At 61.8% G+C, this 3,796-nt stretch carries 5 protein-coding genes; 4 read left to right on the forward strand and 1 reads right to left on the reverse strand.

Translation table 11 applies throughout. The features are described from left to right. Together RMO15_RS22385 and RMO15_RS22390 are read left to right on the forward strand one after the other, a co-directional pair. A partial coding sequence (locus RMO15_RS22385; RefSeq protein WP_309717479.1) for a hypothetical protein occupies positions 1–440 on the forward strand: 440 nt, incomplete at its 5' end. Positions 441–462: 22 nt separating this feature from the next. Continuing rightward, a complete protein-coding gene (locus RMO15_RS22390) occupies positions 463–1,152 on the forward strand; it encodes a 3D domain-containing protein (protein ID WP_309717481.1) in 690 nt (229 codons plus the stop codon). 8 nt (positions 1,153–1,160) lie between these two features. On the opposite strand, the gene RMO15_RS22395 is transcribed toward RMO15_RS22390, so the two are convergent. Beyond that, the gene (locus RMO15_RS22395) at positions 1,161–1,811 is read right to left on the reverse strand and encodes a hypothetical protein (protein WP_309717483.1); all 651 of its coding nucleotides are present in this window, start codon (positions 1,809–1,811) and stop codon (positions 1,161–1,163) included. Between the two features lie 135 nt (positions 1,812–1,946). On the opposite strand from RMO15_RS22395, the gene RMO15_RS22400 reads away from it, so the two are divergent. After that, a complete protein-coding gene (locus RMO15_RS22400) occupies positions 1,947–3,371 on the forward strand; it encodes a sensor histidine kinase (RefSeq protein ID WP_309717485.1) in 1,425 nt (474 codons plus the stop codon). Further along, positions 3,368–3,796 (forward strand): response regulator transcription factor (locus RMO15_RS22405; protein WP_309717488.1); only part of this gene is annotated, 429 nt, incomplete at its 3' end. The genes RMO15_RS22400 and RMO15_RS22405, both read left to right, overlap by 4 nt.

Consider the following 3,796-nt stretch of genomic DNA (forward strand, 5'->3'; position numbering starts at 1 on the left):
TCTCGGTCGGCGTTCCGTTTGAGGGAGCACTGGGTCTGCGGAAACAAGCGCGGGTTGGTGGCAGCAACGGTATCTATGCCCATGCCTTCCGTCGCTTGGGGGCCAGCAGTGTGGGGCTCTTTGGCTACAGCCGCGGCTCCGGTTCGCTGGTGAGTGCGCTGGGAACCTACCAGCTCGGGGAAAACTCTCGTTTCTTGCTCGTGGGGACAGCGGGAAGTGCGCCGGGGGAGCGCCTACGAGCCGCCTCCATCGAAGCGGAGCATCTCGCTACACCAGGGCTTGCCTTTACGGGCCGCATCGAGTGGGGCGCATTCTCTCCCTATCCCGTCGGAGCTATCAACTACTCCCCACCGAGCTTCGAAGCACTGCGCCTCTCGCTAGAAACCTCCGCGCAGAAAGGCCAGCGCCGCCTCTCGCTCATGGGCCGCCTCCAGCTCTAAATCCACGGTAAAATGCGAAGCGATGACTCGGCGTGATTTACTGCTGGCCTCTGCCGCTTCCCTGCTTCCTTTGCCCTGCCTTAGTGCTACCAAGAAAACAATCCAGCTCTCCGGGACGGTTCTTTACTCCTACAGCGAGTGCCCTGACTTGATCTTGCGGGTGACGGAGGTGCTCCCCGAAGGCGGCGAGGCGATCTCCCTCCATCCGCCACGGGCCAAGCGCATTCAGCTGGGTGAGCTCGAAGATCCACCGGTGCTGGACGACGGGGATTGGCTTTGTGTGACGGGTATGGATCTGGGGCGAGGCAAGGCTCTCAAAGCCGTACGCTGGGAGCAAGGCACACCCATCGCACGGAGCGAGGCAACCCGTAGTACAGTGCCAGCCCCCATACCCACCATCACGCTGGAAGACGGCACCTGCATTGAGGGCACGCGCCTCCTTACCTTGACAGCAACGGGTTATGGCCCCGGCGAAAACGGTGCATGGGGCGATCAGACCAAGCTGGAGACGACAGTCGGCTATGGCACCGTGGCTGTGGACCCGCGCGTGATTCCTCTGCGCTCGCGCCTCTGGGTGGAGGACTACGGGTTCTGTATCGCGCTGGATGTGGGAGGCGCCATCAAAGGCATGCGCATTGACCTAGGCCACAACACCGACGAGGCAGCGGCGCTGGTGGGACGCCGCCGCTGCAAAGTGCTGGTGCTGGGGTAGAAGTGTCGCTAGAAACGGACTCCAAGGCTAAGACTTGCGCCCCGAGGCGAGAAGCCTTGAACACTCGGGCGGTCGCTGTAGCTTGCCTCTAGCACGTATCCGTTGCGTGTCTCTAGCCCGGCAAAGACCCGGCTCCCTAGGCGGCTCGCTCGGCGCCCCTCGGACTCCGTGCGCCAGAAACCAAAGGCCGTCCCGGCATAGGCGGCAAGCGCGGCGCGCTGGCCGTTGCCCCCCTCACGCAGTGTCTGAATACTACGGAAACTCAGCCCCACCCCCAGTGTCGAGCCCTGAGTGCCGCTGCTGTCTCGTCGAAGTGCCTCCACAAAAAAGCCCATTGTCGGCAGCAGAAGGCGCTCCGCAGTCTGGTATTTTTTGTACTTCTCGCGCTTGTCTTGCGCCGCCTCCGAGAAATCGAAGACATAGGTGGTGCGCGGCAAAAACGTCGCGTTGATGCCCAGAGCTTTATCGGCAGAGACGGCAGTCAGATAGGTCTGGGAGCGTGCTCGGTAGATGCTGATGTTCTCCCCCGCCTTGGGGGTGTCTGAGCTGCCACCCGTGCTAATCGAAGCGCTCATGCTCTGGGCATGCGCCGCATTGCTCATGCTTAGTAGAGCAAAAGAGGCAAAAAAGAGAAGCGAGAGTTGTGATGTTTTTTCCATGCCTCTTAGGTTACGGCCTTGCCAAAGATTCTGGCTGAGGCGCGAGAGGGAATCTGACTCGTCCTCCGGGAGGATTGCAAAATCCCCCGTGAGAGTGAGGCGCATTGGCAAACTCTGCGGCACAATAGGCTCTGTATGCTTAAAAAACTCTCTCGGCTCCAATGGCAGATGACCCTGGCCTTCTTAACCGTTAGCTTCTTTTCCACCCTAGCGCTGGAAGTGCTGGTGCTTGCCGGGCTCACGACCTATTTTTTTACTTCTCCCAAAGTACGCAAGGCAATCGGCGTGGGGTTGAGTACGGAAGTGCAGAAACATGCGACGGCTCTGGAAAAAGGCGACCTTAAAGAAGTGAAGAAGTGGCTTGCTCAGGTACACGCGACCTCGGAGCCGCTGCCCGGCATTACGGTGAACTTTACGTCTGAGGATGCGAAGACTGTGGCGGCGGTGACCGACGCGCAGGGCAAGCTGATCGCCGGGTTTCCCGAGGGGCGCTGGCGTTTGGGGGAGCAGGCAAGTTTTTCGCAGCCCGGGAAAGCGCAAGTCCGCTGGGAGGGCTTTGGGCTGGTGGCGAGCATCCCGATTAAGAGCAAGAGCGGCCAGAGGGTGGGGCATTTTTTCTACCACTCCGGGCCTGCGGAGCCGTGGGAGAAGCTCTGGGAGATTTTTTTGGAGGCGGTACTCCCCAGTGCGCTTGTCGTGACGATCTGTGCGGGGCTGGCAGGTGGGATTGCGGGAGCCTGGGTGGGGCGGCGGATGGCACGGCGGCTGAGCTTGATTGCGGGCGCGGCAGATGCCTGGGCCGAGGGAGATTTTACGCTGCATGCTCCGGAGTCTTCCGACGAGCTGGGGCAGCTCTCGCGGCGGCTCAATCGCATGGCGCGGGATCTGCAAGACCGGATGGCGCTGCAGCAAGACGTGGCCACGCTGGAGGAGCGCAATCGCCTCGCACGGGACTTGCATGACACGGTCAAGCAGCAGGTCTTTGCCACCGCGCTGCAAGTGAGCGCCGCCCGTGATCTGCTGGAGAGTGCCCCAGAGGCGGCGCGGGAGTGCCTGGACACGGCGCGGGAGCTGGCGCAACAAACCCAAAAAGAGCTGACCAGTGTTCTCAAAGAGCTACGCCCCGTGACGCCCGGTCAGGGCTCGCTGCCGATCTTGCTGCAGAGCCATATCGCCGACTGGAGCCGCCGAACGGGCGTGCATACCGTCCTGGAGCTCGCCAGTCCTCCCCGGCTTACCGACGACGCCAGCAATGCACTGTTACGGCTCACGCAAGAGGCTCTCGCCAATATCGCTCGGCACAGCGGTGCCACCGAAGTGCACCTGAGCTTGCGTCAAGAAGAACCGGGTGTGGCTCTCTTAAGTATCGCCGACAATGGCCGTGGGTTTGTCCCCGAGTATGTCACACGCCGCACCAATATAGATGCCGGGCTCGGGCTGGCGACGATGCGCGAGCGCGCCGAAGCACTGCCCGGTGGCGTGTTCTCTCTGCAAAGTGCGCCTGGCAAGGGAACAACCATCACGGTGCGCTGTGAGGAAAAGGCAGAAAAGAAGTCATGAGTGAGCCTATCCGGCTACTACTAATAGACGATCACGCGATCATTCGACAGGGAATCAAGGCGCTCCTGCGCTCGCGGCCTGAGATTGAGGTGGTGGCAGAGGCGGGCAGTGGGGAGGAGGGAGTGGCACTCTGCGAGCAACATGCACCGGATGTGGTGCTACTGGACCTCGTCATGCCGGGCATCGGCGGCGTGGAGGCGGCGCGGCGCATTAAGCTCGCAAGCCCACGCACCCACGTGATCGTCCTCACCAGCTACCACGAGGACGAGCACATTCTCCCGGCGATCCGTGCCGGGGCGCTCTCGTACTTGCTCAAAGACATTCCCCCTGAGGAGCTGGTCGAGGCGATCCGTAAGGCCGCACGCGGTGAGGCCACGCTCTCGTCCCAAGTGGCGACACTGCTCATGCAGTCACTCCAAGGCACC

The sequence above is a fragment of the Armatimonas sp. genome (assembly GCF_031410135.1).
Taxonomy (GTDB): Bacteria; Armatimonadota; Armatimonadia; order Armatimonadales; family Armatimonadaceae; genus Armatimonas.